The sequence below is a fragment of the Sphingopyxis sp. LC363 genome, from assembly GCF_000756385.1.
In the GTDB taxonomy this organism is placed as follows: domain Bacteria; phylum Pseudomonadota; class Alphaproteobacteria; order Sphingomonadales; family Sphingomonadaceae; genus Sphingopyxis.
On sequence record NZ_JNFC01000056.1, the window covers coordinates 22,866 to 49,250 of the forward strand.

Consider the following 26,385-nt stretch of genomic DNA (forward strand, 5'->3'; position numbering starts at 1 on the left):
CGCCTTTCGGAGCCACTCGGTCGCCATCTATTTCTATTTCGTTATCCGGTTTTGGTAACCGGTGTCACGATGATGCGGGCAAGAGCGAGTCGCTGTCAAGCAAAAAATTGTATGACAACTATCCCATTAGTATGACAACTTTGAGCCACGATTGGCTGGGTCAACCATCCGTCAGAAAAATTGTCGCAAATTGTCGCATCGCGCCCAGAGGGCTTGCCAGCGCGGGGGCAATCGGCTGAATAGGCGCAAAACTCCCCCGTTCCGATTTGAAACGAGATAACCCATGCTGGACAAGAGGCCGCTGCTTCGTGCCGGAGCCCTGTGTGCCATCGCGCTGTCGCTTGCCGCCTGCTCCGCCGGAGAAGAGAAGGGCGGCCGCGGCGCGCCCGAGGTCGGCTATGTCACCGTCGCGGTCCAGCCGGTGCCGCTCACCACCTCGCTCGGCGGACGCACCGTCGCCTATGAGACGAGCGAAGTACGTCCGCAGGTGAACGGCCTGATCCGCCGCCGCCTGTTCACCGAGGGCAGCTTCGTGCGCGCGGGCGAGCCGCTCTATCAGATCGACGCGCGCCTCTATCAGGCGGGGGTCGACCAAGCCGCTGCGAACCTAGCGAGCGCGCGGGCGAGCGCAGCGGCGGCCGACGAACGCGCGCGCCGCCTCGAACCGCTCGCCAAGATGCAGGCGGTCGCCGAGCAGGATTATACCGACGCGCTCGCACAGGCGCGGATGGCGCGCGCCACGGTCGCGCAGAACAGCGCCGCGCTCGAAACCGCGCGCATCAACCTGCGCTTCGCGACGATCACCGCACCGATCAGCGGCCGCATCGGCCGATCGCTCGTGACGCCGGGCGGGCTCGTCAGCGCGAGCCAGGCGACCCCGCTCGCGGTGATCCAGCAGACCGATCCGATGTTCGTCGACATGCAGCAGTCGAGCGCCGAACTCACCACGCTGCGTCAGGCGATCGAAAGCGGCGGAGTCGACGCCGGCAGCACGTCGGTGCGCCTGCGCCTCGAGGACGGCAGCAACTATGGCTTTGCCGGGACGGTCCAGTTTTCCGACGTCACCGTCAACGAAGCGACCGGAACGGTGACGCTGCGCGCGCGCTTCCCCAATCCGAAGGGCGTGTTGCTGCCCGGCATGTTCGTGACCGCGATGTTCGACCAAGCGGTGAACCCGTCGGCGATCCTGCTGCCGCAGGCCGCGGTCCAGCGCGACTTCGACGGTTCGGCCTTCGTCTACCTCGTCGGCAAGGATAACAAATCGGTGCGGCGCAAGATTGTCGCCGACCGCACTTCGGGCGCCAACTGGGTCGTCACCGGCGGGCTGAAACCCGGCGAGCGCGTGATCACGCAGGGGATCGGCAATCTGCGGCAGGGCGCGACGATCCGGCCGGTGCCCGCGAACAGCCCGCAGCGCGTGGGGACGCCGAAGGGCGCGGCCACCGGGGCGAAGGGCAAGTAGCGCCGCATGTCGCGTCTTTTCATCAATCGGCCGATCTTTGCCTGGGTGCTGGCGATCATCGTCATGCTCGGCGGCGTCGGCGCGCTTTTTTCGCTGCCGATCGAGCAATATCCCGACATCGCGCCGGCGCAGGTCAACATCCGCGCGAGCTACCCCGGCGCTTCGGCGGAAACGATCGAGAACAGCGTCACGCAGGTACTCGAACAGCAACTGACCGGGATCGACGGCCTCCTTTATTTCAGCTCGCAGTCGAGTTCGCGCGGGCAGGCGAGCATCACCGCGATCTTCGAGAAGGGCACCGACCCCGACATCGCGCAGGTGCAGGTCCAGAACAAGATTCAGTCGGCCGTCTCGCGCCTGCCGCAGCAGGTGCAAGCGCAGGGCGTGCGCGTCACCAAGTCCAATTCGGACACGCTACTGCTCGTCGGCGTCTATGACACCACCGATACCCGGTCCTTCCCCGATGTCGCCGATTTCCTGTCGTCGAACATCCAGGACCCCCTGTCGCGCGTCGACGGCGTCGGCGATGTCAATGTGTTCGGGTCGCCGCACGCGATGCGCATCTGGCTCGATCCACGGCGTCTTACCGCCGTGTCGCTGATGCCAAGCGACGTAATCTCGGCGATCACGGCACAGAACAGCGAAGTCGCCGCGGGCGACGTCGGCGGCCTGCCGGCGCCCGAGGGCCAGATGCTCAATGCGACGGTGACCGCCCAGTCGCGAATGCAGACGGTCGAAGAGTTCGAGAATATCGTCCTCAAGACGCTGCCCGATGGATCGACGGTGCGGATCAAGGATGTCGCGCGGGTGGAGATCGGCGCCGAGAATTACAGCGCGATCGTGCGTATCAACGGACATCCGGGCGCCGGCATGTCGATCTCGCTGTCGCCGGGGTCGGACGCGCTCGAGACCGCCGACCGGGTCAAGGCCCGGATGGCGGAACTCGCCGCCGACTTCCCCGACGGCCTCACCTACTCTTACGCCAACGATGCGACCGCCTTCATCAAACTGTCGGTCAGCGAGGTGCAGAAATCGCTGTTCGAGGCTATCCTGCTCGTCATCCTCGTGATGTTCGTCTTCCTGCAAAGCTGGCGCGCGGTGCTGATCCCCGCGATCGCGGTGCCCGTCGTACTGCTCGGCACCTTCGGCATTTTTTATCTGCTCGGGTTCAGCATCAACACGCTCACCCTGTTCGGGCTGACGCTCGCGATCGGCCTGCTCGTCGATGACGCGATCGTCGTGGTCGAGAATGTCGAGCGCTTGATGGAAGAAAATCCCGGCATGTCGGCGCGCGAGGCGACGATCCAGTCGATGAAGGAGCTGCAGGTCGCGCTGATCGCGATCGCGCTCGTGCTGTCGGCAGTGTTCCTGCCGATGGCCTTCTTCGGCGGGTCGACCGGCGTCATCTACCGGCAATTCTCGGTCACCATCATCTCGGCGATGATGCTGTCGGTGCTCGTCGCGCTGATCCTGAGCCCCGCGCTGACTTCAACCCTGCTCAAGCCGAAGAGCCATGACGCAGCGGCGAGCGGCGGGCGCTTCCCGCGCGTCCATGCTTTCCTCGAACGCGCGAAAAACGGTTTCAACACGCGCTTCGACCACGCGGTCTCCCGCTATGTCGGCAGCGTGACCAAGGTCGTCGACCGCAAATGGCTCTTCCTCGGCATCTATCTCCTGCTGCTCGCCGCGCTCGTTTTCCTCTTCCTGCGTCTGCCCAGCAGCTTCCTGCCCAACGAGGATCAGGGACGCGTTTCGGTCCAGTTCCGTCTGCCCGCCGGCGCCACGCAGGCACGCACGCTCGAAGTGCGCGACGAAATCGAAAAATATCTGCTGACGCAGGAGCAGGCGAACACCCAGACGCTGTTCCTGATCGCGGGCGGCGGCGGCGGCGCGGCGGCGGGCCAGAACACCGGCCAGGGCTATGTCAACCTCACTCATTGGGACGACCGGCCGGGCAAGGAAAATACCGCCGATGCGATTGTCGATCGCGCGCGCAAGGCGCTGAGCGGCCTGCGCGACGCGCAGATCTTCGCGCTCGTCCCCGGCGCGGTGCGCGGCCTTGGCGATTCGTCGGGCTTCACGATGCAGCTCCAGAATCGCAGCGGGATGAGCCGCGCCGAATTCGCCGAAGCGCGCGACCGCCTGCTCGCGATGGCAAACGACAATCCGAAACTCACGTCGGTACGCCTGTCCGACCTGCCCGACGTCGCGACGCTCAAGATCGACGTCGATACGCAGCGGCTGACGGCCTATGGCATCGACAATGCCGATGTGAATTCGACGCTCGCGACCGCGTGGGGCGGCCGCTACGTCAACGATTTCATCGACAAGGGGCGCGTCAAGCGCGTCTTTGTGCAGGGCGATGCCCCCTATCGCGCCAAGCCCGAAGATCTCGGGCAATGGTTTGTCCGCTCGGCCGACGGCGAAATGTCGCCCTTCTCGGCCTTTGCCCGGACCGGCTGGTCGACGACGCCGAGCAGCAGCTCGCGCTTTCAGGGCGTGCCTGCCTTCGAAATCTCGGGCCAACCCGCCGCCGGCACCAGCTCGGGCGAGGCGATGGACGAGATGGAGCGCATGGCGAACCAAATCCCCGGCACCAGCGTCGCCTGGTCGGGCTCTTCCTATCAGGAACGCCTCTCGTCGGGACAGGCGCCCTTGCTTTACAGCCTGTCGCTGCTCGTCATCTTCCTCTGCCTCGCCGCGCTCTACGAAAGCTGGTCGATCCCGCTCGCGGTGCTGTGCGTCATCCCCTTGGGGTTGATCGGCGCGGTGTTCGCGGTGAATCTGCGCGGACTCGAGAATGACGTCTATCTCCAGATCGGTCTGCTCACGACGATGGGACTCGCGGCGAAGAACGCGATCCTGATGATCGAGTTCGCCGAGCAGGAAGAGAAAAAGGGCAAGCGCGTGATCGAGGCGGCGGTCGAGGCGGCGCGCATCCGTCTACGCCCGATCCTGATGACGAGCTTCGCTTTCATCTTCGGCGTGCTGCCGCTCGCGATCGCGACCGGCGCGGGCGCGAACAGCCGTGTCGCGATCGGCACCTCGGTGATCGGCGGCATGCTCACCGCCGCTTTCCTCGCGATCTTCTTCATCCCGCTCTTCTTCGTGCTCGTCCGCCGCGGCGTGCGCGACGGGCTCGCCGCGATGCGCGCGCGCTTCGGCAAGAGGAAGGACGGCGGGGCGGCCGAGGTGCCGGCATGACCGGCGCGCGCGCCCTCCTGATCGTGAGCACGCTCGCGCTCGCCGGCTGCTCGCTCGCGCCCAAGACGGTGCTGCCGGCGCCGCCGGTCCCGCAAAGCTGGCCGGTCGGCGACGCCTATCTGCTGCAAAGCGAAGCGGCGCTGCCGATCCTCTCCTACAAAAGCGTCTTCACCGACCCGCGGCTGCAGGCGCTGACCGAGCAGGCGCTGAGCGGCAACCGCGACCTGCGCACCGCCTATGCCAATGTCGCCGCGGCGCGCGCGCAGGTGCGCGTCACGCGCTCGGCGCAATTCCCCGAACTCGGCGTAACGGTTGGCGCGGGCTATTCGGACGGCGGCGGCAGCGGCAACGGGAATGGTAGCGGCGACTTCTCGCTGCGCGGCGGCGTCACCGCGTTCGAACTCGACCTGTTCGGCCGTCTCGCCAACGCGACCGAGGCCGACCGCAACCGCGCGCTTGCGACCGAGGCCGCGTCGCGCACGGTGCGCCTCGCGCTGATCGCGGGTCTCGCCGAGGCCTGGGCGGCCTATGGCGCCGACCGCGACCTGCTCAAAATCGCCGAGGACACCGCCGCCAACGCGCGCGAAAGCGTGCGGCTCACCCAGGCACGGCTCGACGGCGGCGTCGCGCCGCGCACCGACCTGCGCCAGGCCGAACAGATTCTCGCGACCGCCGAGGATTCGATCGCGCAGCAACGAACCGCGCTTGCGCAGGACGAGAACCTCATTCGCCTGCTCGTCGGCGGCGACGTCGACCGCGCGCTGCTGCCCGCGAGCCTGACCGAAGTCACGCCGTCGGTCGTGTCGCTGCCCGCAGGGGTCAGCTCCGAAATCCTGCTCCGCCGCCCCGACGTGATCGAGGCCGAATATGATCTGCGCGCCGCCAACGCCGACATCGGCGTCGCGCGCGCGCGGCTCTTCCCGTCGATCTCGCTCACCGGATTGCTCGGTTTCGCGAGTGACGCGCTCGGTAGCCTGTTCGACAGCGGATCGTTCAGCTGGTCGGCGGGCGGCGACGCGACGGCGACGATTTTCGACGCCGGCGGGCGCCGCGCCGGGGTCGCCGTCAGCGAGGCGCAGCGCGACGTCGCACTCGCGGGCTATGAAGGCGCGATCCAGACCGCCTTTCGCGAGGTCGCCGACGCGCTCGCGGTGCAGGGCACGATTTCCGAACGCGTCCGCGCCGCCGCAGCGAATAGCGAAGCCGCCGCCGATACCGCGACGCTGACCGACGCGCGCTACAAGGGCGGCGTCGACAGCTTCCTTGCCAGCCTCGACGCCCAGCGCAGCCTCTATTCGGCGCGGCGCAGCGAGATCGCGACCCAGCTGCTGCTCGTCCAGACCCGAATCGCACTGTTCCGCGCATTGGGCGGCGACAGCAGCGCGGGCACGGCGGCGCCTGCACCCCAATAGCTTCGTCACCCTCTAAAGAGACACGTGGCTCGTTAGACTTGATCCGGGGTCCACGACCACGCCGCCGGAATGGATGCCGGATCAGTCCGGCATGACGATCAGGGGCGATATCGACTCATCTTGACAATAGCCCCCGCTCGCACGCTAATAGAACATATCAGGAACAAATGATGCGCGAGTCGTCTCACCCTCTCGCCGGGCTGCGCCAACGCATCGCCCGGATCGCCGCCAGCGACGGCGTGGAAAGCCGCCGGGGCGAAGGCTGGCTGGCGAGCGGCCACGCGCGCTTCGACGACGCGTTCGGCGGTGGGCTCGCGGTCGGACGCACCCATGAATTTTTCGCCGCCGACGCGCTCGATGCGACGAGCGCCGCCGCCTTCGCGGCGCTCGTCGCGCTGCGCACGCCGGGCAAGGCGCCACTGATCTGGCTGCGTACAAGCGACGCCGGCAAGCGCAGCGGCCATATCTACGCCCCCGGCATCGCCGAACTCGGCGGCGATCCCGACCGGCTGCTCCTCGTCGAGGCGGCCGACCCCAAGATGCTGCTCGCCTGTGCGAACGATGCGATTCGCTGCGCGGGGTCGGCGGCGGTGATCGTCGAAAGCTGGGGAAAATTCCCTTTGCTCGACCTCACTGCCGGCCGCCGCCTTGCACTCGGCGCGCGCGATGCGGGCACCACTCTGCTGATGCTCCGCCTGAATGCCGTGCCGACGCCGAGCGTCGCCGAAACGCGCTGGAGCGTCGCCGCCGCGCCCTCGCACGCGCTCGAGGCCAATGCCCCCGGCGCGCCCGCCTTCGACCTCGAACTGCTGCGCTGGCGAGCCGGCCCCGCGGGGACGCGCTGGCGACTGGACTGGAACCATGACGAGAAATGCTTCGGAGAAGCGGCGCTATCTGGCGCTCTTCTTCCCCTTCCTGCCCGCCGAGCGATGGCTTCGCACCGCGCCGCGGCCGCCTGACGCCCCGCTCGTCTTCGCCGAGAAGCAGCGCGGCGCGATGCGCCTCGCGAGCGTCGATGCGGCGGCGCTCGCGGTCGGGCTGCGGCCCGGCATGCCGCTCGCCGATGCGCGGGCGCAGGTCGGCGAGCTTATGGTCGTTCCGCACGATCCGGTGCTCGATGCGGAATGGCTCGACCGGCTCGCGCAGGGCTCTGCGCGCTACACGCCGCTCGTCGCGCTCGACGCGCCCGACGGGCTGATCCTCGACATCGCGGGCGCCGCGCATCTCTTCGGCGACGAGGCGGGACTGATCGCCGACGTCGAGATGCGCCTCGCGCGCCTTGGCATGACGCTGCGCCACGCGCTCGGCCCGACCGCCGACGCCGCCCGCGCGCTCGCGCGTTATCAGGCGCGCCCCGCTCCCGACGAAGCCAGCGCGATTCGCCGCCTGCCCGTCGCCGCGCTCGAACTCGAAGCCGAGGCGACGACCGCGCTCGTCCGCGCAGGATTGAAGACGATCGGCGACCTTGCGAGCCGCCCGATGGCGAACCTCGCCGCGCGCTTCGGCGCCGATGCCGCGATGGCGCTGCGCCGCATATTGGGCGATTCGCCAAGCCCGCTCGACCCGCGCGTGACGCCACCGCCGGTCGCCGCCGAACGCCGCTTCGCCGAGCCGCTCGGCAGCACGGTACACGCGACCAAAGTCCTCACCGAACTCGCCGCCGAAGCCATTGAGGAGCTTGGCGAACGCGGCAAGGGTGGGCGCCATTTCCGCGCGACCTTCTTTCGCAGCGACGGCCTCGCGCGGACGATCGCGATCGAGACCGGGCACCCGACGCGCGACGCCGGGCTCGTCATGCGCCTGTTCGCCGAGCGCATGGACGGCCTCGCCGACCCGCTCGACCCCGGTTTCGGCTTCGACATGATCCGCCTCGCGGTACCGCGGATCGAGGCGCTCGGCGCGAGCCAGCTGGGGCTCGAGGGCGGCGCGGTCAAGGAGGCTGCGATCGACGAACTCGCCGACCGGCTCGCGACGCGGCTCGGGCGCGGGCGCGTGCGACGGCTGCGTCCCGCCGACACGCATATCCCCGAACAGGCGCAGCTCGAACTGCCCGCGATCGACGCGCCCGCGCCGCTGCCCTGGCAGGCGCCCGAGCCGGGCGAACCGCCGACGCGTCCCTTCCACCTCTTCGACCCGCCGCAGCCGATCGAGGTGATCGCCGAGGTCCCCGACGGCCCGCCGCAGCGTTTCCGCTGGCGCCGCGCCTTCCATGCGATCCGCCGCTACGAAGGCCCCGAACGCATCGCCGCCGAATGGTGGCGGCGCCGTGACAATGGCGGGCTGACGCGCGACTATTACCGCGTCGAGGATGCGCAGGGCCGCCGCTTCTGGCTCTTCCGCCACGGCCTCTACGACGAAAAGCCCGACCCGCGCTGGTATATCCACGGGGTCTTCGCATGAGCGAGGCATCCGAAACCGAGCCCGGCTTCGCCGAGCTGGTCGCCGCGACCAACTACAGCTTCTTGCGCGGCGCCTCGCATCCCGCCGACATGGTTGCGGAAGCGCTGGCGCTCGGCATGAAGGGCATCGGCATCGCGGACCGCAACAGTGTCGCGGGGGTGGTGCGGGCGTGGGCTTTTTTGAAGGAACAGCAGGTCAAACAGCCCGAGATGGTGAAGGACTTCCGGCTCGTGGTCGGGGCAAGGCTCGTCTTCGCCGACGGCACTCCCGACATCGTCGCCTATCCCGTCGATCGCCAAGGCTGGGGACGACTGACGCGCCTTCTGTCGACCGGAAACCTGCGCGCGCAAAAGGGCGACTGCATTCTCCATCTCGAAGACCTGCTCGATCATTGCGACGATCTCCTCCTCATCGCGATGGAAGGCGACGAGGAGTTGCTCCGCACCCTCAAAAGCAAGCGGCCGAAGTCGGTCTGGCTGGCCGCCACGATGCCGCAATCGGGCGCCGACGCGCGCCGGCTGGCCGAACTCCAGCGCGTGTCGGCGGCAACCGGCGTTCCCCTGCTCGCGACCAACGACGCACTTTATGCAACCAAGAAACAGCGCCCGCTTCACGATATCATCACCTGCATCCGCGAAGGCACGACGATCTCGAAAGCCGGCAAGCTGCTTCGCGCCAATGGCGAGCGTTATCTGAAAGCGCCCGCCGAGATGAAACGCCTGTTCGAGGGTTATCCGAAGGCAATCGAAGCAAGCACAAGGCTGCTCGCACGCATCGGCTTTCGCCTCGAAGACTTGCAATATGAATATCCGCACGAGCCGGTGCCGCTGGGGTGGAAGCCCTTCAACTATCTCCATCATCTGGTGAAGACCGCTGCGGAGGAGCGGTATGGCACGCCGCTGAAGCCGAAAATTCGCAAGCTCATCGGCAATGAGCTCCGCCTGATCCGGCGTCGGAACTATGTCTATTATTTCCTGACCGTCTATGATCTCGTCCGCTTCGCCCGCGCGCAGGAACCGCCGATCCTGTGCCAAGGTCGCGGATCGGCTGCCAATTCGATCGTCTGTTTTTTGCTGGGTGTCACGTCGGTCGATCCCGACGAGCATAAGCTGCTTTTCTCACGCTTCGTGTCAGCCGAGCGCGACGAGCCGCCCGATATCGACGTCGATTTCGAACATGAGCGGCGCGAGGAGGTTATCCAATATATCTACGACCGTTATACGCGCGATCGCGCCGCGATCGCCGCGACCGTCATCCACTATCGGCCGCGCAGTACAATCCGCGAGGTCGGCAAGGCGCTGGGTCTCAGCGAGGATGTCACCGCGCGGCTCGCCGACACAAGCTGGGGGAGCTGGGGCGACGAGGTACCGGTTGAACGCCTCGTTGAGGCAGGTCTCAATCCACACAATGGCGAGATCGAACGGCTGCACCGTTTCGTCGGCGAACTGCTCAAGGCGCCGCGCCATCTATCGCAGCATGTCGGCGGGTTTGTGCTGACCGAAGGGCGGCTTGACGAACTCGTCCCGATTCACAACGCTGCGATGGAGGATCGCACCTTCATCGAGTGGGACAAGGACGACATCGACGCGCTCGGTCTGATGAAGGTCGATGTGCTCGCGCTCGGCATGCTGACCTGCATCCGTAAATGTTACGACCTGATGCGCGAACATGGGCTGGGCGATTACACGCTGGAACTCGACATCGATTGCAAGGACGAAGCCGTCTACAAAATGCTCCAGCGCGGCGACAGCATCGGCGTGTTCCAGGTCGAGAGCCGGGCGCAAATCAACATGCTGCCGCGATTAAAGCCTGAAAAATTCTACGATCTGGTTGTGCAGGTTGCGATCGTTCGCCCGGGTCCTATCGAAGGCGACATGGTCCACCCCTATCTGCGTCGACGCAACAAGGAGGAGAAAGTAGAATATCCTTCCCCCTCTCCTCAATATCCCCAAGATGAACTCGTCGATGTTCTGGGCGACACCTACGGCGTTCCACTCTTCCAGGAACAGGCGATGAAACTCGCTATCGTCGCGGCAGACTTCACTCCCGAGGAAGCGAATGGACTGCGGCGCGCCATGGCAACGTTTCGTAATGTGGGCACGATCGACAATTTCCGGGAGAAGATGGTCGGGGGCATGGTGCGTCGTGGCTACAAGCAGGATTTCGCCGAACGCTGTTTCAAGCAAATCGAGGGCTTCGGCAGCTATGGTTTTCCCGAAAGCCATGCGCAATCCTTTGCGCGGCTCGTCTATGTCTCCTCATGGATCAAGCATTACCATCCCGCGGTCTTCGCGTGCGGCATCCTCAATTCGCAGCCGATGGGCTTTTACGCCCCCGCGCAGCTCGTGCGCGATGCGCGCGAGCATGGGGTCGAGGTGCGCGCGGTCGATGTGAATGCGAGCGACTGGGACAACAGCCTCGAACGAAAGGACGACGGCAGCCTCGCGTTGCGGCTCGGCTTTCGGCAGGTCGACGGGTTTCGCGAAGAGTGGGCGGCGCAGATCGCTTTGGCGCGCACTACGCCTTTCGCTTCGATCGAGGAACTCGCACGCCGCGCCAATCTGCCGTCGCGCGCGCTGCGCCTTCTCGCCGATGCCGATGCGTGCCGCTCGATGGGGCTCGACCGGCGTCCGGCGCTGTGGGATGCGCGGCGCGTTCGGCAGGGCGTGCTGCCGCTGTTCGCCGCCGCCGAGGCGAACGAACTCGGCTTCGAGGAGGATGCCGCACTGCCGCCGACGCCGATGGTCGAGCATGTGCTCACCGACTATCAGACGACGCGCTTGTCGCTGAAAGGCCATCCGATGGCATTCTTGCGCGATGATTTCGAGCGCGAAGGCGTGCTGAGCGCGGCCGGGGTCGCGGCGGCGAAGAACGGATCGATCGTGCGCACCGCCGGCGTCGTGCTGATCCGCCAGCGACCCGGCAAAGGCAATGCGATCTTCATCACGCTCGAGGATGAGGGCGGGATCGTCAACATATTGCTGTGGGCGCGCCTTTTCGAACGCCAGCGGCGCGCGGTGATGGCATCGCGGCTGATGCTCGCCGAGGGCGAGGTGCAACGGAGCAAGGAAGGGGTGATCCACCTGATGGCGACGCGGATCGTCGACCGCACGGCGATGCTCGATACGCTAGGGAGCGACCGGCGCTTCGATCCCGACGTCTGCCGCGCCGACGAGGTCCGTCATCCGCAGCCGCCGCGCGGCCATGCGGCGCAGCACGGCCATCCGCGCAACGTCCGAATCCTGCCAAAATCGCGCGATTTTCATTGATGGATCGTTTTCCGGCTAACGCCGGAAGCGGCGCCGGCCCGCTCCCCGCCCGGCCTCCCGACATAGTATTCTATGGGAGGCCGGGTGGGGGAGCGGGCCGGTGCCGCGCCTTCGCGCAAAAAAGAAAAAAGAAAAAAGAAGATGCCCCGGCTGTGGGGGCCGGGGCATCCAATCAGGCTATCTAAGGGACCAACCGAATATAGCCTGAAATGTTCGCGAAACTTAGCGGAGCAGGTTCATCACGCCCTGCGAGCTCTGGTTCGCTTGGGCGAGCATCGCGGTCGACGCCTGCGCCAGGATGCCGGCGGCCGCGAGGTTCGTCGATTCGACCGAGAAATCGGCGTCTTCGATGCGCGACTTCGCTTCCGACAGATTCGTGACGCTCGACGTCAAATTGTCGACAGCCGAGGTCAGGCGGTTCTGCTGGGCACCGAGGTTGGCGCGTTCGGTCGCAACCGTGTCGATCGCCGTGTCGAGCGTCGCCAGCGCGCCCTGCGCACCCGCCGCGGTCGAGAAGTCGAGCGCGTCAACACCAAGCGCGGCAGCCTGCAGATCGGCAACCGTGATATTCACGACCTGGCCGGTATCGAGACCCGTCTGGATGTCGAAGCCCGCGGCGACACTGCCGTTGAGCAGCACATTGTCGTTGAACGTGGTGCGGGTCGCGACGTCGCCGATCTGCGAAATCAGCGCGGTAACTTCTTCCTGCACCAGCGTACGGTCGTCGTCGCTGAGCGTGCCCGTCGAGGCCTGCATCGCCAGTTCACGCATACGGACGAGGATGTCCGAGATGCTGCCGGCGGCGCTGTCGGCGGTCTGGGCGAGCGAAATGCCGTCGTTGGCATTGCGGATCGCCTGGGTCAGGCCGCGGGCGCTGGCGTCCATGCGGGTCGCGATGGCGAGGCCGGCGGCGTCGTCCTTCGCGCTGTTGATGCGCTTGCCGCTCGACAGGCGTTCCATCGCCTGCGACTGCATTTGGCCTGCGACACGCGAGTTGTTCTGGGCGCGAAGCGCGCTCACATTGGTGTTGATGACAGTCATCTTTGTTCCTTTCCGGCCTCGATGGCCATTCCCGTGATGTGAGGGCTCGAGGAGCGGTCACGAAGCCAGTAACGGCGCGCGGCGGCAGCGCTTAAGCCCGGCGCGTCAAAAAAATGCCGAAAGTCGCCCACAGGCCGGGTGCACCTTATTTAAACTACTGAAAATATTAGATAAATATTTTTGGCACGAGCTTTGCATCCTTCTTTGTGCGTGCGGCAGACCGCCGCGCAACAGGACGGATGAAGAAGCAATGAGCACGATTGACCCGAGCCGGCTGCTGCAGATGCGCAGTTCGATCCTCAATCAGAACCAGGCGTTGCAGCGCGCCGCGGGCCGCGGCGGCATCGGCGCGGCCGAAGGCGGCGCGGCGGGCACTCCCGATTTCGGCGCCGCGATCAACAATGCGCTGCAACAGGTCAACGCCCAGCAGTCGAAGGCGAGCCAGATCACCGAAGCCTATGAGCGCGGCGACACGCACGACATCGTCAGCGTGATGATCGAGCGCCAGAAAGCCTCGCTCGGCTTCGAAACCACGCTGCAAGTCCGCAACAAGCTGCTGTCCGCGTACCGCGACATCATGAACATGCCGGTGTAATCCATGGCCGAAGCGCAAATCCTGACCCCCGTCGACGACGGATCCGCGAACCGCCTCCCCGCCCCCGTCCTGGGCGGTCGCTTCGCACCCGTGAGCCAGTTCATCCGCCAGCCGGCGGTGCAGCGCGCGCTGCCCGCGATCGCGATGACGTCGGCGATCGGCATCGCCGCGCTCGCCTATTTCACGATGCAGGCGGCGCCGCAGGCGCAGCTGTTCGCCGGGCTCGACGACGCCGACAAGGCGGCGGTCGCCGAAGCGCTCCAGTCGCAGGGCATCGCGCACAGCATCGATGGTTCGACCGGCGCGCTCACCGTCGATGCCGACAAGCTGCATCAGGCGCGCATCGCGCTCGCCGGACAGGGCCTCCCCAAGGCGGCGCCGAGCGGCGACAGCCTGATCGCTTCGCTCCCCATGGGGTCGAGCCGCGCGATCGAGGGCGAAGCGCTGCGCTCGGCGCGCGAAGCCGACCTGTCGCGCACGATCGAGACGATCGACGCGGTCAAGAGCGCGCGTGTCCATGTCGCCGCCGCCGAACCCAGCCTGTTCGTGCGCGACGACAAGCCCGCCACCGCGTCGGTGATGCTGACGTTGCAGAATGGCCGCTCGCTCAGCGACGGGCAGGTGCAGGCGATCCGCTTCCTCGTCGCCTCTTCGGTGCCCGGCATGAACGCCGATCAGGTGTCGGTGATCGATCAGCGCGGCGCGCTGCTCTCCGACACCGCGAGCGGCAGCGACATGAAGGCGTTCCAGATGCAATTGCAGGTCGAGGACCGGTTCCGCCGCGCGCTCGACACCTTGCTCGGCCCGATGCTCGGCGCCGGCAATTATACCGTCGAGGTCCACGCCGACGTCGACATGTCCGAAAGCCAGGCAACGCGCGAAAGCTTCCCCGAGAACGACCGCGCGCTGACCAGCGAGCAGATCACCCGTTCGACCAGCGGCACGAGCGCCCCCGCCGTCGGCATTCCCGGCGCGCTGTCGAACCAGCCGCCGCAGGCGACGACGGTCACCGCCGAAGGGCCGCAGCCGGCCCCGGCCGGCGCGCCCCCCGCACCCGGCGTCGAGAGCAATGAAAATGCCGCGCGCGCCTATGAAGTCGGCCGCGAGATTTCGGTCACCCATTCGCCGCAGGGCAGGCTGCGCCGCGTCTCGGTCGCCGTCGCGCTCAATCAGGGCAAGAAGGCGCTGACGCAGGCCGACCTGACCAAGATCGACAGTCTGGTGAAGGGCGCGATCGGCTTTGACGCCGCGCGCGGCGACCTCGTCGCGATCAACCAGCGCCCGTTCGTGGCTGTAGAAAACACCGAGCCCGCCTTTTACGATCAGGGCTGGTTCCTGCCGCTGGTCAAGCAGGTCGGCGCGATCCTCGCCGCGCTGCTCGCCTTCCTCTTCATCGGTCGCCCGATTATCCGCGCGGCCAAGGAACGCGCCGCCAGACGCGCCGAACAGAATCAGGAGCTCGAAGCGTCGCTGCTCGCCGCGACCGACCGCCCGGCGCTCGCCAACGGATCGAACCATCGCGAAATCACGCTCGAGATGATCGAACAGGCGCCGAGCTATGAAGCGCGCGCCAATCTCGTCCGCGCCTTCGTCCGCCAGGATTCGGCACGCGCCGCGCTCGTCGTCCGTCACCTGATGCAGGAGGGCGCCCGTGCCTGAGCTCGCCGAACTGGATAATGCGCCCGCGATGCCCGCGATCGAAGGATCGGCCGCCGCCGCGATCCTGCTGATGCTGCTCGACGAGAGCGAAGCCGCGACGATCCTGAAGCAGCTCGACCCCGACGAGGTGCGCCAGCTCGCCAAAGCGATGTTCGACACCGCCAACGCCAGCGAGCAGCAGATCGGACAGGCGCTCGACCGTTTCGTCACGCGCAGCCGCGACGTCAGCGCGCTCGCGATCGGCGCCGACACGCGCATCCGCACGGTGATCAACGAAGCCGTCGGCAACGTCCGCGCCGACAATATCCTCGCCGCCGTCGCGCCGCAGCGCAGCGCCGCGTCGCTCGAAATGCTGCGCTGGATGGACGTCGATGCGATCAGCGGCCTGCTCGCGAGCGAGCATCCGCAGGTGGGCGCGCTGATCCTGTCGGTGCTCGTCCCCGACGTCGCCGCACGCGCGATCGAGACGCTCGACGAAGTGCTGCAGGCCGATCTGGTACTGCGCGCCGCAATGCTCACCTCGGTCCCCGCCGCCGCGATCGAGGATCTCGAATCGGTACTCGCCAGCGCCAATGTCGATGGCCAGCGCGTCGCCAAGCAGGCGATCGGCGGCCCGAGCGACGTCGCCAAGATCATGAAGAAGATGCCGAAGCAGCTTTCCGAACGCACGATCCGCGCGCTCAAGAAGCACGATCGCATCCTCGCGCAGACGATCGAGGAAGAAATGTTCATCTTCGAAAATCTGCGCGACCTCGACAAAAAGAGCCTCAGCAGCGTGCTGCGCTCGGTCGATGCCGCCCAGCTCGCGATCGCGCTCAAGGGCGCCGACGAGGATATGGTCGACATGTGCCTCGCCACCATGTCGCAGCGCGCCGCGGAAACGATCCGCGACGAAATGGACGAGATGACGATGGTCAAGCGCGCCGACGTCGACGACGCGCAGAAGAGCGTGATGCAGATCGTGCGCCAGATGGCCGCGGCCGGCGAGATCATGATCGCGGGCGGAGGCGACGATTATGTCTGATCGTGCCGTCGAAACCGGCTTCGTCCCCGTCAACCTTGCCGATGCAATGGCGCGCGGCGGTTTTCGTCCGCTGTCCTTCGCGCCCGCCTCTCCGGTGCAGTCGGAGGAGCCCGAAGGCGTCAATGAAATCGATCTCGACGACCCTTTCGCGCTCGGCCTCGCCGAAGGCCAGCGTCTGGCCGAAGCCGCCTTCGTCGCCGAACGCCACCAGCTGCTCGCGCTGCTCGCCGCCGCCGAGGCGCTGCAGGACGAACCGAGCGAAGAGCTGGCGCAGCTGATCGCCGCGACCGTCGAACGCCTCGTCCGCCAGATCGTCGCCACCGCGCCGATCGACGCCGAATGGCTGCGCGCACAGGTCGAAACCGCCGCGGCGATGATCGCCGACGCCGACAAGGCGCGCACTTTGTGGGTCCATCCCGACGATGCCGCGCTGCTCGCGGACTGCCCGCTTGCGATGGCGGTCGAGAGCGACGCGGCGATGATGCGGGGCACCGTCCGCATCGAAACCTCGACCGGCTGGATCGAGCATGGCCGTGCGGTCTATCTTGAGGAGTTGCGCGCCGCGCTTGGCGAAAGCGAAGCCGCATGACGCGCCGCCTCGCCCTCTCCGCGCAGCAATTGCTCGACCCCGTCGACCTGGCGCACGCCAGCCCGCGCCGCATCGGCACGCTCGTCTCGCACGAGGGCATCATGCTCGAAGTCTCGGGTTTTCCGATGCCGCTCGGCAGCAATGTCCGCATCCGGTCGGCAGACAATGACTATGTCTATGGCGAGGTGGTCGGCTTTCGCGGTCACCGCAGCCTCGTCCTCCCCTTCGACTCGGGCAAGCCGCTCGTCACCGGCGCGCCCGTCGAACCGCACGGCGCGTCGAGCATGGTTCCGGTCGGCAAGGCTTTGCTCGGCCGCATCATGGACGCACAGGGCAATCCGCTCGACGGCCGCCCGGCGATCAAGTCGCAATTCCAGTGGCCGCTCGCCGGCCGCAAGGTCAATCCACTGCGCCGCGGCCGCGTCACGCGCGCGCTCAACATGGGGGTGCGCGCGATCAACGGCCTGCTCACGGTCGGCGAAGGCCAGCGCGTCGCGATCATCGCGGGGTCGGGCGTCGGCAAGTCGGTGCTGATGGGCCAGATGATCGCGGGCACCGAATGCGACGTCATCGTCGTCGGGCTGATCGGCGAACGCAGCCGCGAGGTCAGCGACTTCGTCGAAACCAAGTTGCCCCCCGAGGTGCGCAAGAAGTCGGTCGTCGTCGCGGTTCCCGCCGACCATCCGCCCTTGCTCCGCCTGCGCGCCGCGATGCGCGCAACCGCGATCGCCGAGGCCTTTCGCGCCGAAGGCAAGAAAGTGCTGCTGCTGATCGACAGCCTGACCCGCGTCGCGCATGCGCAGCGCGAGATCGGGCTGACGCTGGGCGAGCCGCCGACGATGAAGGGCTATCCGCCGTCGGTCTTCGCGCTCATCCCTTCGCTCTGCGAACGCGCCGGCATCGACCGCGAAACCGGCGGATCGGTCACCGCGCTCTACACCGTGCTCGCCGATGGCGGCGACATCGACGATCCCGTCGTCGACAGCGCGCGCGCGATCGTCGACGGCCATATCATCCTGTCGCGCCAGCTCGCCGAACAGGGCGTCTATCCTGCGATCGACGTCGCGCGATCGCTGTCGCGCACGATGGTCGATTCGGTCGACCCCGAACATGCCGCCGCCGCCGCGCGCTTTCGACAGCTCTGGTCGCTCTATGAAGAGAATCGCGACCTGATGCTGATGGGCGCTTACGTCGCCGGCGCCGATCCGGTGCTCGACACCGCGATCGCCCGCCACGCCGACCAGCTCGCCTATGTTTCGCAGCCTGCCAAGGCGCAGGTCGATTTCGACATTTCCCGCCAAGCCCTGATCGAAGGATATTCCGCATGAACGCCCGCACCGCACGCCGCAAACGCATCATCCGCGTGCGCTCCGTCGAACATCAGCTGGCCGAGGCCAATCTGGCGCGCGCCAATGGCGAACTGGCGAATCTCGTCGAGCTCGCCAAGCGGCTCGAAACGCTGCGCGTCGACCTGGCGATGGCGAAGGGCGCGGTCGCCGGCCGCGCGCTCAACACAATCGGCGAGCTCGCGATGCGGCTCGACATCGCGCAGGAAAGCCTGACCGCGCCGCTGGCGGGCGCGAGCCAGCGCCGCGACCAGATGGGCGCGCTCGCACAAAGCGCAATGGCGAAGGAAGAATCGGCGGTGCGCCTTTATGAACGCAGCCGCAAATCGGCCGAGGCCGAACGGGAACGCCGCGACGACGCGAACCGCCCGCACCGTCCGCGCACGGGCATGCGCCTGCGCCTGATCGAAGGCGGTGCGGCATGATGGGCGCGCCATCCCTTCCAACGCCGCAGGGCGCAATGCCCGCGGGCTTCGCGACCTTCCTTGCCAATATCGGCCAGCTTCCCGAAGGCGGTGAAGGCGGCGGTTTCGACCGGCTGCTCGCCGCGGCGCCGGTTACGGGCGCCCCCGCGGCCGCTGCGCCGATCGCCAAGGCGACAGCGGCGGTCGCGATCGTTACCGCGCCGACGGCCGAGGCCGTGCCCCCGCAGATCGATACCGCGCCGCTCAAAGCCGCCGTCAGCGTCGAAGCCCCGCTCGTCAAAGCGGAGCCTGCCGAAACAAACCCTGCCGCACTGGCTGCGACCCTGCTGGTCGCGCTGGGCGGCAGCGTGCCCGGCACGCCCGCACCCGGCAAGCCGGTGCCGGCCGAAAGCGAAGCGGATACCGCCCCCGACACGGCGGAACCGGGCGAAGCCGTCACCACCGCCGCCCCGGCGACCAATCTGGCTGCGGTCGTGGCCGCCACCATTCCGGCCGCCGCGAAGCCCGCCAAGCCGGTCGAGGCGCCGCAGGTCCGTGCCGACGCCGAGACACCGGCAACGCCGGTCGCCGCGCGCCCGCGCGACGCCAGCGCGCCGCTGCCGATCCCAGCCGGCACCGAAGCGCCGGCCGCAAAGCCCGTCGACGCCGCACCGTCGATGACGATCCTCTTCGCCCAACCCGCGGTGCAGGGCACCGCCATGGCGACCGAAGCCGCCGCACCCGCCCAAATCGCCGAGCGCGTGCTCGACATGGACAGCGACGGCGCGTGGATCGACCAGCTCGCGCGCGACATCGCCGCGACCAAGTCGGACAGCGGCGACATCAGCTTTCGCCTGATGCCGCGCCACCTCGGCCGGCTCGACGTCGCGATGCGACACGGCGACGAGGGCGTCGCGCTGAAGATGGACACGCATCATGAAGCGACCGCGACGATCGTCACCGCCGCACAGGGCCGCCTCGTCGACGAACTGCGCCAGCAGGGCGTGCGCGTCACCGGCGCCGAAGTGACCTGCACGCCGGGCGAGACCGGACGCCAGTCGCAAAGCCAGGGCCAGGGGCAGGACCGTTCCGCCGCCGCTAACCCCACGCATCTTATCGAAACCGCCACCGAACGCGCCGAGCCGCGCGACGAAGCGCGCGCCGCGGACCGCCGCGGCCGCTTCGCCTGATCAGAAAGGGTCTCATCATGGCCAAGGATAATGTCGAAGGCGCCCCCAAGAAAAAGGGCAAGTTCAAAAAGCTGCTGCTGATCGGGGTCGCGGCGATCGCGCTGATCGGCGCCGGCGCGGGCGCGGGCATCTATTTCGGCGCGCTGCAGGCGCATGAAGCGAAGCCCGAGGATAATTATCCCAAGCTCGTCGTGCGCAGCGAGGACGGCGCCGAACCCGCCGCCGAGGGCGACAACAAGGAAGCGCCGCTCAAGGTCGGAACCGTCTCGGTCCCGAACGACAAGTTCAAGGTCGATCCGCGCACGTATGAGATCACCTATTATCCGATCACCGAAAGCTTCACGACGAACCTCGCCGACGGATCGGGCTTTTTGCAGATCGGTATCAGCCTTTCGACCTTCTACGACGGCAAGGTTATCAATAATATCAAACGGCAGGCAGTGCCGATCCGCTCGGTCGTGCTTATGGTGCTCGCCGAACAGAATCCGGCTCTGCTCTCCACATCAGAGGGGAAACAGCGGCTTCAACGCCAGTTGACGACCGCGATCAACGATGTGCTGCGCGAGAAGGAAGGTTTCGGGGGTATCGACAATGTCTATTTCACGAGTCTGGTGATCCAGTGACCACCGGCACGAAATCCGTCAAAGCCGTGAAGGCCCCAAGGGCTTCTCCACCGGCTCCCGCGGCCGCGCCCGCGGACAGCAAGGAATCGCTCCTGCTGCGCAAGGCGGCGGATAGCTATGCCTTTCCCGCGCTCGAGGGCGTCGCGAACCAGTTCGCGCGCAGCCTGCGCGACCTTATCCGCGCGCTCGGTGCGCCGGCGATTCAGGTCGAGCGCGCCGGCGCCGAACAGATGAGCTTTGCCGAGTGGAGCGCGTCGGCCGCGCCTGCGATCTTCTGGCGCTATCACGCGGCGCCGCTCAAAGGCCCGGTGCTGCTCGCCGGATCGCGCTCGCTGCTGCTCCAGCTCGTCGATATCTTCTATGGCGGCCGCGGCCAGCTCGCCGCCGAACGCGAAGAGCTGACCGACGCCGAAGACCGCTTCGCCGCGCGGCTCGGCCGCGACATCGGGATGCAGCTCGCCGCCGCCTGGCGCGGCAAGCTGGCACTCGAACCCGAACTCGACTGCGTTACCGCCGATCCGGCGAAGCTCGCCGCGGTGCGCGCCGAGGACGAATTGTTCGTGCAGCGTTTCACGCTGCGCGGCGCGCCTTTCGACGGGCGCGTCATCCTGTGCGCCTATCCGGTCGCGGCGCTGCGCGGGATCGCGGGCGACGAACTGCTTCCCGACATGCCGGCCGCCGGCGGCGGCGATCCGGTCTGGTCGGGCGCGCTCGACAAGGCGCTGCGCGACGTGCGCATGCCCGTTCGCTCGGTGCTCGCGCGTCCCGAGATCAGCCTCGTCAAGCTGCTCGCGCTCGAGGTCGGCGACATCATTCCGCTTTCCATGCCGCGCCATGTGCCGGTGACCGTCGCCGGGCGCAGCTTCGCGTTCGGCAGCATCGGCGAAGCCAATGGCAACGCCGCGATCATGATCGACCATATCGAAAAAGGACCGGACAATGACTGACATCGCCGACGCCCCGAAGGCGCGCGCCGACCGGCGCGACAAGAGCATCGCCGCCGCGCCCAATTTCGACCTGCTCGCCGGCGTCTCGCTGCGCGTGTCGGTCGAGGTCGGGTCGACCTCGATGACGCTTTCCGAGTTGCTCGCATTGGGCGAAGGCAGCGTGATCGAGCTCGATCGCGCCGCGACCGACCTGCTCGACATCTATGCCAACGGCACCCTCATCGCGAAGGGCGAAATCGTCAGCGTCGATGGCCGCTACGGCATTCAGGTCGCCGAAGTCGTCGCGCCGGCGCGCGGGCTCGAAGGCTTCGAACGGAGAGCCTGATGTTCGAATATATCCTCCGCCTGCTCATCCTGCTGCCGATCGTCGGCGGCATGGCGTGGGGCAGCCTGTGGCTGTGGAAGCGCGTCCAGATGGGCGTGCCGCTCGTCGGCGGCGCGACCAAGACGCGCGCGGTCGAAATGATCGACGTGCTGCCGCTCGGCCCGGGATCGAAGCTCGCGGTCGTCGAATTCGCGGGGCAGCGGATTCTCGTCGCGGTGTCGCGTAACGGGATCACGCGGATTGCCGACGACGCGCAGGGGGATTTCCATGTCGACTGACCGCCGCTTCTGGCTGCGTGCCGCGGCGCTCGCCGGCGGCGGCGCGCTGCTCTGCACCGCGCCGGCGGCCTATGCACAGGCGGCCGACGGCCTCAGCCGCGCGGTGAACGAGATCGGCGGCGACGGCCGACCCTTGAGCCTGTCGCTCCAGATCCTCGTCCTGATGAGCCTGCTGACGGTGCTGCCGTCGCTGCTGCTGATGATGACGAGCTTCACGCGGATCATCATCGTGCTGTCGATCCTGCGCCACGCGCTCGGGCTGCAACAGACGCCGCCGAACCAGGTGCTCGTCGGCCTCAGCCTCTTTCTCTCGCTGTTCGTGATGGCGCCGGTGATCAGCGAAGTGAACCGCGTCGCGATCGAACCTTATGGTCAGGAACAGATCGACATCGGCGAAGCGGTGTCGCGCTCGGGCGATGCGCTCCACGGTTTCATGATGAAGCAGACGCGCAAGACCGACCTGATGATGTTCGCGAAGATCGCCAAGGCGCCGAGCTATGCGAGCCCGAAGGACGTCCCCTTCTCGATCCTGCTCCCCGCCTTCGTCACCAGCGAGCTCAAGACCGCGTTCCAGATCGGCTTCCTCATCTTCCTCCCCTTCCTCGTCATCGACCTGATCGTCGCATCGGCACTGATGTCGCTCGGTATGATGATGCTGTCGCCGACGATCATATCGATGCCGTTCAAGCTGCTGCTCTTCGTCCTCGTCGACGGCTGGGCGCTGACGATGGGATCGCTCGCCTCCTCCTTCGTGAGTTAGGGTCCGGTACGATGGGATTGACCTACCTCGATTGCGCCGCGGCGCAGGTTTCCGGGGAGCACCGCGCGCCGCGGCGCTGGAGCCCCTTCGGAACCGGCCGCTTTTGGCCCATCGTCACATTGGTCCCCCAGCGGGACGTATCGCATCGCGGCGCTTCGCCTGCCCTGCACCGGGACAAAATCGAACCGGTCAGGGCGGGCCAGTCGCTCGACAGCAGGCACTGAGGCCATGGAAGCCGACTATTTCATCGGGGTCGCGCAGCAGTCGCTGTGGATCCTTGCGCTCGCCTCGGCGCCGCTGCTGTTGCCGGTGCTCGTCATCGGCGTGCTGCTCGGCATGGTGCAGGCGGCGACCTCGATCAACGAACAGACTTTGACCTTCGTGCCCAAGCTGATCGTCGCGGCGATCTGCCTCGCGATCTTCGGCGGCAGCATCCTCGTGCTGCTCACCGACTTCACGCGCGAGTTGTTCGCGCAGATTCCGGCGCTCGTCCGTTAGGGCTCGCGGCACGTCGATGAACCCCGCCGACATCCCGAATATCGAGGCGATGCTTCAGCTGTGGATGCTGGGGATGATCCGCCCCGGCGCCGCCTTTATCGCAGCGCCGGTGTTCGGCGCCGCGAATGTGCCGGTACAGCTTCGGCTCGTGATCGCGCTCGCGGTCGGGGTGCCCGCGGTCGCGGCATCGGGCATGGCGCTGCCGCCCGAAGGCATCGTGTCGGTTCCGGGCTTTTTCTTCGTCATCGGCGAGGTCGTGATCGGGCTCGCGATCGGCTTCGTGCTCCAGATGGGACTCGCCGCCGCCTTGCTCGCGGGCGAAGTGATCAGCAATGCGATGGGCCTCGGCTTCGCGTCGATGGTCGATCCGTTGAGCGGCGCGTCGAGTTCGGCGATCGGCCAGTTCCTGTCGATGATGGCGACGGCGCTCTTCCTCGCCGCCGACGGCCATCTGCTGCTGATCGACATCATCGTGGGCAGCTATGACGCGCTGCCGCCCGGCAACGCCTTTCCCTCGTGGGACGCGATCGGCGGCCTCATCCGCTTCGGGAGCCTGATGTTCGCGGCGGGGCTGACGATCGCGATGCCCGTCGGCTTCGTGCTCATTCTCGTCCAGATCATCATGGGCGTGATCGGCCGCTCGGCGCCCGCGCTCAACCTGTTCGCGGTCGGCATCCCCGCGACCCTGCTCGCCGGGATCGTGCTGCTCGGCGTCGCGACGCCCGCGATGGCCGAGGCGGTCGCGCGCATCCTCTCCGACGCGCTCGACGCCGCGCGCATGGTCGCGGGAATCTGAGCCATGGCCGAAGGCAGCGACAAGGACCAGAAAACCGAACAGCCGACCGCGAAGAAGCTCGCCGATTCGGCGCGCGAGGGCGATGTGCTGATATCGCGCGAGTTGGCGACCGCGCTGATGATGCTCGCCGCCGCGGGCTGGATCGTCGCCGCGGGCGGCTGGTTCGTCCAGTCGGCGGGCGACCTCGTCCGTCGCGGGCTGACGCTGACCGCAGCCGACGTCGCCGATTTCGCGCCCGCCGAGGCGCTGATGCGCAACGGCGTCGAGATTTTGCTGCCGCTCGCGAGCCTGTTCGCGCTCGCGCTCGGCGCCGCCGTCGCAGGTCCGGCGATGCTCGGCTCGATAGGCTGGCGCGGCAAGGCGCTCCACTTCAAGGGCAACCGGATCAACCCGCTGAGCGGGCTCAAACGCATGTTCGGCATGCAGGGCGCGACCGAGCTCGGCAAGGCGATCGCGAAAGTGCTGCTGCTCGGGACGATCGGTTACTGGCTCGTCGCAAGCAGTCTGCCCGCGATCATGACGATGGCATCGACCGACCTGATCGCCGCGATCGGCCTTGCCGGAAAGGCGGTCGGCCACGCGATGCTGACGCTCGCCGGCGGGCTCGTCGTCATCGCGCTGATCGATGTCCCGGTGCAATGGTTCCAGCGCAACAAGCGGCTGATGATGAGCAAGCAGGAGATCAAGGAGGAGATGCGCCAGTCCGACGGCGCCCCCGAACTCAAGCAGGCGCAGCGCCAGCGCGCACACGAGATTTTGAGCGGGTCGGCGCGCAAGGCGGTGTCGGAAGCGACCGTCGTCCTGACCAACCCGACGCATTTCTCGGTCGCGCTGCGCTATCGTCCCGGGACCGACGCCGCGCCGGTCGTCGTCGCGCGCGGACGCGGCGATGTCGCACTGTCGATCCGCGAGCTGGCGCGCGCCGCCAATGTGCCGATGCTCGAATATCCGCAGCTCACCCGCGCCATCTATTTCACCGCGCGCGCGGGCCGCGTGATTCCGGAAGAATTGTTCGTCGCGGTCGCGACCGTGCTCGCCTTCGTCTTCCAATTGGAACGCGCGGTCGCCGACGGGCTCAGCCAGCCTGCAGTCGACGTGCCGCCTTCGCACCGCTTCGATCCCGAAGGCCGGCGTCAGGCTTAATCTTCCCTGCGCGCCGCCGTTAAGCAGTGCGAAGGATATTTGCCATGGTCAGTTCAATCGCCAACAGCCTCGGGTTCGGCTCGGGCCTCGACGTCAAACAGCTCGTTACCGACCTGTCGAACGCGTCGCGTGACCCCAAGATCGCGCGCATGACCGAATTGACGCAGGCGAACCAAACGCGGATCAGCGCGCTCGCGCAGGCGCGCGCCGATCTCGACGGATTCGCCGATTCGCTGAGCCAGATGGTCAATGACGGCACGCTGCGCAGCACGCCCACCGTGTCGGATGAAAGCGTGCTCGGCGCCACCAGCCGCGCGGGCCTTTCCGCCGACAGCTTTGCCGCGACGGTCGTCGTGAACCAGCTCGCGCGCGCGCAGACCAATTATTCGGGCGTTGTCACCGACAAGACCGCCGCGATCGGCGCGGGCACGATGACGCTGACCGTCGGCGGCGTCGCCAAGACGATCACGATCGACGCGACGAACAACAGCCTCGACGGGCTTGCGAACGCAATCAACGCGAGCGGCGCGGGCGTCACCGCGTCGATCATCGCCGACGAAGGCGGGCATCGCCTGATCCTGAAAGGCCCGACCGGCGAAGCGGGCGCCTTCACCCTCACCGCCGATGCCGGCGCCGATCCGGGCCTCTCGGCCTTTACCACCGGCGGCGGCATGACCGAGGGTCAAAGCGCCGCCAACGCCGAATTCACCATCGACGGCATCGCTTTCAGCCGCGCGACCAACATCGTCGACGACGTCGTCCCGGGCATGTCGCTCACGCTCAAGAAAGCGGCGCCGGGTCAGCCCGTCGATATCGGCGCGAGCCGCCCGCTCGACATGATCAAGCAGACCGTCGGCGATTTTGTCGCGGTCTATAACCAGCTCAAGAAAAGCCTCGTCGCCGCATCGAGCCTGTCGGGCCCGACGACCGGATTGCGCGAACTCGAACGCGAACTCGGCGGGCTCCTCCACAAGGTGGTTTCGAGCCACGGCAGCATCAACCAGCTGTCCGACATCGGCGTTTCGGTAACGAAGGAAGGTCTGCTGTCGGTCGACAATAAAAGGCTCGACAAGGCGCTCGAAACCGACGCCGGCGCGGTCGAGGCGCTGTTCAACCCGCGTCGCGACGCCACCCACACCGAACAGAGCGACCCCGGCATCGCCTTCGCGCTCGACGCGATCCGCGACAAGGCGGTCGGGGTCAATGGCGCGATCGATCGCGTGTCGAAATCGCTCGACACGAAAAAGGAAAATCTCGCCGACCAGCTCGAGAAGATCGAGGAACGCGAGGACGCGTACAAGAAGCGCCTCGAGAAGCAATATGGCGCGCTCGAAGCGAAGCTGGCCGCGTTCAAGGCGACGCAATCCTATCTGGAACAACAGATCAAGCTCTGGTCGAATCAGGGCAATGACTAACCAGA

Annotated in this window: 23 protein-coding genes; 22 read left to right on the forward strand and 1 reads right to left on the reverse strand. The window is 67.0% G+C overall.

What is annotated here, in order from left to right:
* The first annotated feature begins 283 nt into the window (after positions 1-283).
* The 6 genes from FG95_RS16760 to FG95_RS16785 all read left to right on the forward strand — a co-directional run bounded on the left by FG95_RS16760 (position 284) and on the right by FG95_RS16785 (position 11,747).
* The gene (locus FG95_RS16760) at positions 284-1,462 is read left to right on the forward strand and encodes an efflux RND transporter periplasmic adaptor subunit (RefSeq protein WP_037557369.1); all 1,179 of its coding nucleotides are present in this window, start codon (positions 284-286) and stop codon (positions 1,460-1,462) included.
* Between the two features lie 6 nt (positions 1,463-1,468).
* Positions 1,469-4,666, forward strand: a complete 3,198-nt coding sequence (locus FG95_RS16765; RefSeq protein WP_037557372.1) for an efflux RND transporter permease subunit — start codon at positions 1,469-1,471, stop codon at positions 4,664-4,666.
* Entirely contained in the window at positions 4,663-6,078 is a 1,416-nt protein-coding gene (locus tag FG95_RS16770) for an efflux transporter outer membrane subunit (RefSeq protein WP_037557374.1), read from the forward strand. Before FG95_RS16765 ends, FG95_RS16770 begins: the two co-directional genes overlap by 4 nt.
* Positions 6,079-6,245: 167 nt before the next feature.
* On the forward strand, positions 6,246-7,037 hold the full coding sequence (locus FG95_RS16775; RefSeq protein WP_235211602.1) for an ImuA family protein: 792 nt from the start codon (positions 6,246-6,248) through the stop codon (positions 7,035-7,037).
* Positions 6,940-8,478, forward strand: coding sequence for a Y-family DNA polymerase (locus FG95_RS16780; protein WP_037557376.1), 1,539 nt, complete (start codon positions 6,940-6,942; stop codon positions 8,476-8,478). The genes FG95_RS16775 and FG95_RS16780 overlap by 98 nt, the downstream gene beginning before the upstream one ends.
* Positions 8,475-11,747: an error-prone DNA polymerase gene (locus FG95_RS16785; protein ID WP_037557377.1), complete on the forward strand. Its 3,273-nt coding sequence runs from the start codon at positions 8,475-8,477 to the stop codon at positions 11,745-11,747. The genes FG95_RS16780 and FG95_RS16785 overlap by 4 nt, the downstream gene beginning before the upstream one ends.
* A 222-nt stretch (positions 11,748-11,969) precedes the next feature.
* On the opposite strand, the gene FG95_RS16790 is transcribed toward FG95_RS16785, so the two are convergent.
* The gene (locus FG95_RS16790; protein ID WP_037557378.1) at positions 11,970-12,788 is read right to left on the reverse strand and encodes a flagellin N-terminal helical domain-containing protein; all 819 of its coding nucleotides are present in this window, start codon (positions 12,786-12,788) and stop codon (positions 11,970-11,972) included.
* A 250-nt stretch (positions 12,789-13,038) separates the two neighbouring features.
* Between FG95_RS16790 and fliE the strand changes: the two genes are divergently transcribed.
* The 16 genes from fliE (at position 13,039) to fliD (ending at position 26,380) form a co-directional block, all read left to right on the forward strand.
* Positions 13,039-13,383: a flagellar hook-basal body complex protein FliE gene (fliE, locus tag FG95_RS16795; RefSeq protein WP_037557379.1), complete on the forward strand. Its 345-nt coding sequence runs from the start codon at positions 13,039-13,041 to the stop codon at positions 13,381-13,383.
* A gap of 3 nt (positions 13,384-13,386) precedes the next feature.
* A complete protein-coding gene (gene fliF, locus FG95_RS16800) occupies positions 13,387-15,042 on the forward strand; it encodes a flagellar basal-body MS-ring/collar protein FliF (RefSeq protein WP_037557380.1) in 1,656 nt (551 codons plus the stop codon).
* A complete protein-coding gene (fliG, locus tag FG95_RS16805) occupies positions 15,035-16,066 on the forward strand; it encodes a flagellar motor switch protein FliG (RefSeq protein WP_052182462.1) in 1,032 nt (343 codons plus the stop codon). Before fliF ends, fliG begins: the two co-directional genes overlap by 8 nt.
* Positions 16,059-16,655: a FliH/SctL family protein gene (locus FG95_RS16810; RefSeq protein WP_037557382.1), complete on the forward strand. Its 597-nt coding sequence runs from the start codon at positions 16,059-16,061 to the stop codon at positions 16,653-16,655. The genes fliG and FG95_RS16810 overlap by 8 nt, the downstream gene beginning before the upstream one ends.
* Complete coding sequence (locus FG95_RS16815; protein WP_037557383.1) at positions 16,652-17,983, forward strand: FliI/YscN family ATPase; 1,332 nt, start codon at positions 16,652-16,654, stop codon at positions 17,981-17,983. Before FG95_RS16810 ends, FG95_RS16815 begins: the two co-directional genes overlap by 4 nt.
* Complete coding sequence (locus tag FG95_RS16820) at positions 17,980-18,426, forward strand: hypothetical protein (protein ID WP_037557384.1); 447 nt, start codon at positions 17,980-17,982, stop codon at positions 18,424-18,426. The genes FG95_RS16815 and FG95_RS16820 overlap by 4 nt, the downstream gene beginning before the upstream one ends.
* Positions 18,423-19,595 (forward strand): flagellar hook-length control protein FliK, encoded by a 1,173-nt coding sequence (locus FG95_RS16825; RefSeq protein WP_081933219.1) that lies wholly within the window; start codon positions 18,423-18,425, stop codon positions 19,593-19,595. The genes FG95_RS16820 and FG95_RS16825 overlap by 4 nt, the downstream gene beginning before the upstream one ends.
* Positions 19,596-19,612: 17 nt before the next feature.
* Complete coding sequence (locus tag FG95_RS16830; protein ID WP_037557387.1) at positions 19,613-20,218, forward strand: flagellar basal body-associated FliL family protein; 606 nt, start codon at positions 19,613-19,615, stop codon at positions 20,216-20,218.
* A gap of 26 nt (positions 20,219-20,244) precedes the next feature.
* Entirely contained in the window at positions 20,245-21,165 is a 921-nt protein-coding gene (locus tag FG95_RS16835; RefSeq protein WP_235211603.1) for a flagellar motor switch protein FliM, read from the forward strand.
* The gene (fliN, locus tag FG95_RS16840; RefSeq protein WP_037557389.1) at positions 21,158-21,490 is read left to right on the forward strand and encodes a flagellar motor switch protein FliN; all 333 of its coding nucleotides are present in this window, start codon (positions 21,158-21,160) and stop codon (positions 21,488-21,490) included. Before FG95_RS16835 ends, fliN begins: the two co-directional genes overlap by 8 nt.
* A complete protein-coding gene (locus tag FG95_RS16845; protein WP_037557390.1) occupies positions 21,490-21,768 on the forward strand; it encodes a flagellar biosynthetic protein FliO in 279 nt (92 codons plus the stop codon). The genes fliN and FG95_RS16845 overlap by 1 nt, the downstream gene beginning before the upstream one ends.
* Positions 21,758-22,528: a flagellar type III secretion system pore protein FliP gene (gene fliP, locus FG95_RS16850; RefSeq protein ID WP_037557391.1), complete on the forward strand. Its 771-nt coding sequence runs from the start codon at positions 21,758-21,760 to the stop codon at positions 22,526-22,528. Before FG95_RS16845 ends, fliP begins: the two co-directional genes overlap by 11 nt.
* 228 nt (positions 22,529-22,756) lie before the next feature.
* A complete protein-coding gene (locus tag FG95_RS16855; protein ID WP_037557392.1) occupies positions 22,757-23,026 on the forward strand; it encodes a flagellar biosynthetic protein FliQ in 270 nt (89 codons plus the stop codon).
* A 16-nt stretch (positions 23,027-23,042) separates the two neighbouring features.
* Complete coding sequence (gene fliR, locus FG95_RS16860) at positions 23,043-23,822, forward strand: flagellar biosynthetic protein FliR (protein WP_037557393.1); 780 nt, start codon at positions 23,043-23,045, stop codon at positions 23,820-23,822.
* A gap of 3 nt (positions 23,823-23,825) precedes the next feature.
* The gene (locus FG95_RS16865) at positions 23,826-24,965 is read left to right on the forward strand and encodes an EscU/YscU/HrcU family type III secretion system export apparatus switch protein (RefSeq protein WP_037557394.1); all 1,140 of its coding nucleotides are present in this window, start codon (positions 23,826-23,828) and stop codon (positions 24,963-24,965) included.
* 44 nt (positions 24,966-25,009) lie between these two features.
* Positions 25,010-26,380 carry a flagellar filament capping protein FliD gene (gene fliD / locus FG95_RS16870; RefSeq protein ID WP_037557395.1) on the forward strand — a complete coding sequence of 457 codons (1,371 nt, stop codon included), beginning with the start codon at positions 25,010-25,012 and terminating at the stop codon, positions 26,378-26,380.
* The last annotated feature ends 5 nt before the right edge of the window (positions 26,381-26,385 follow it).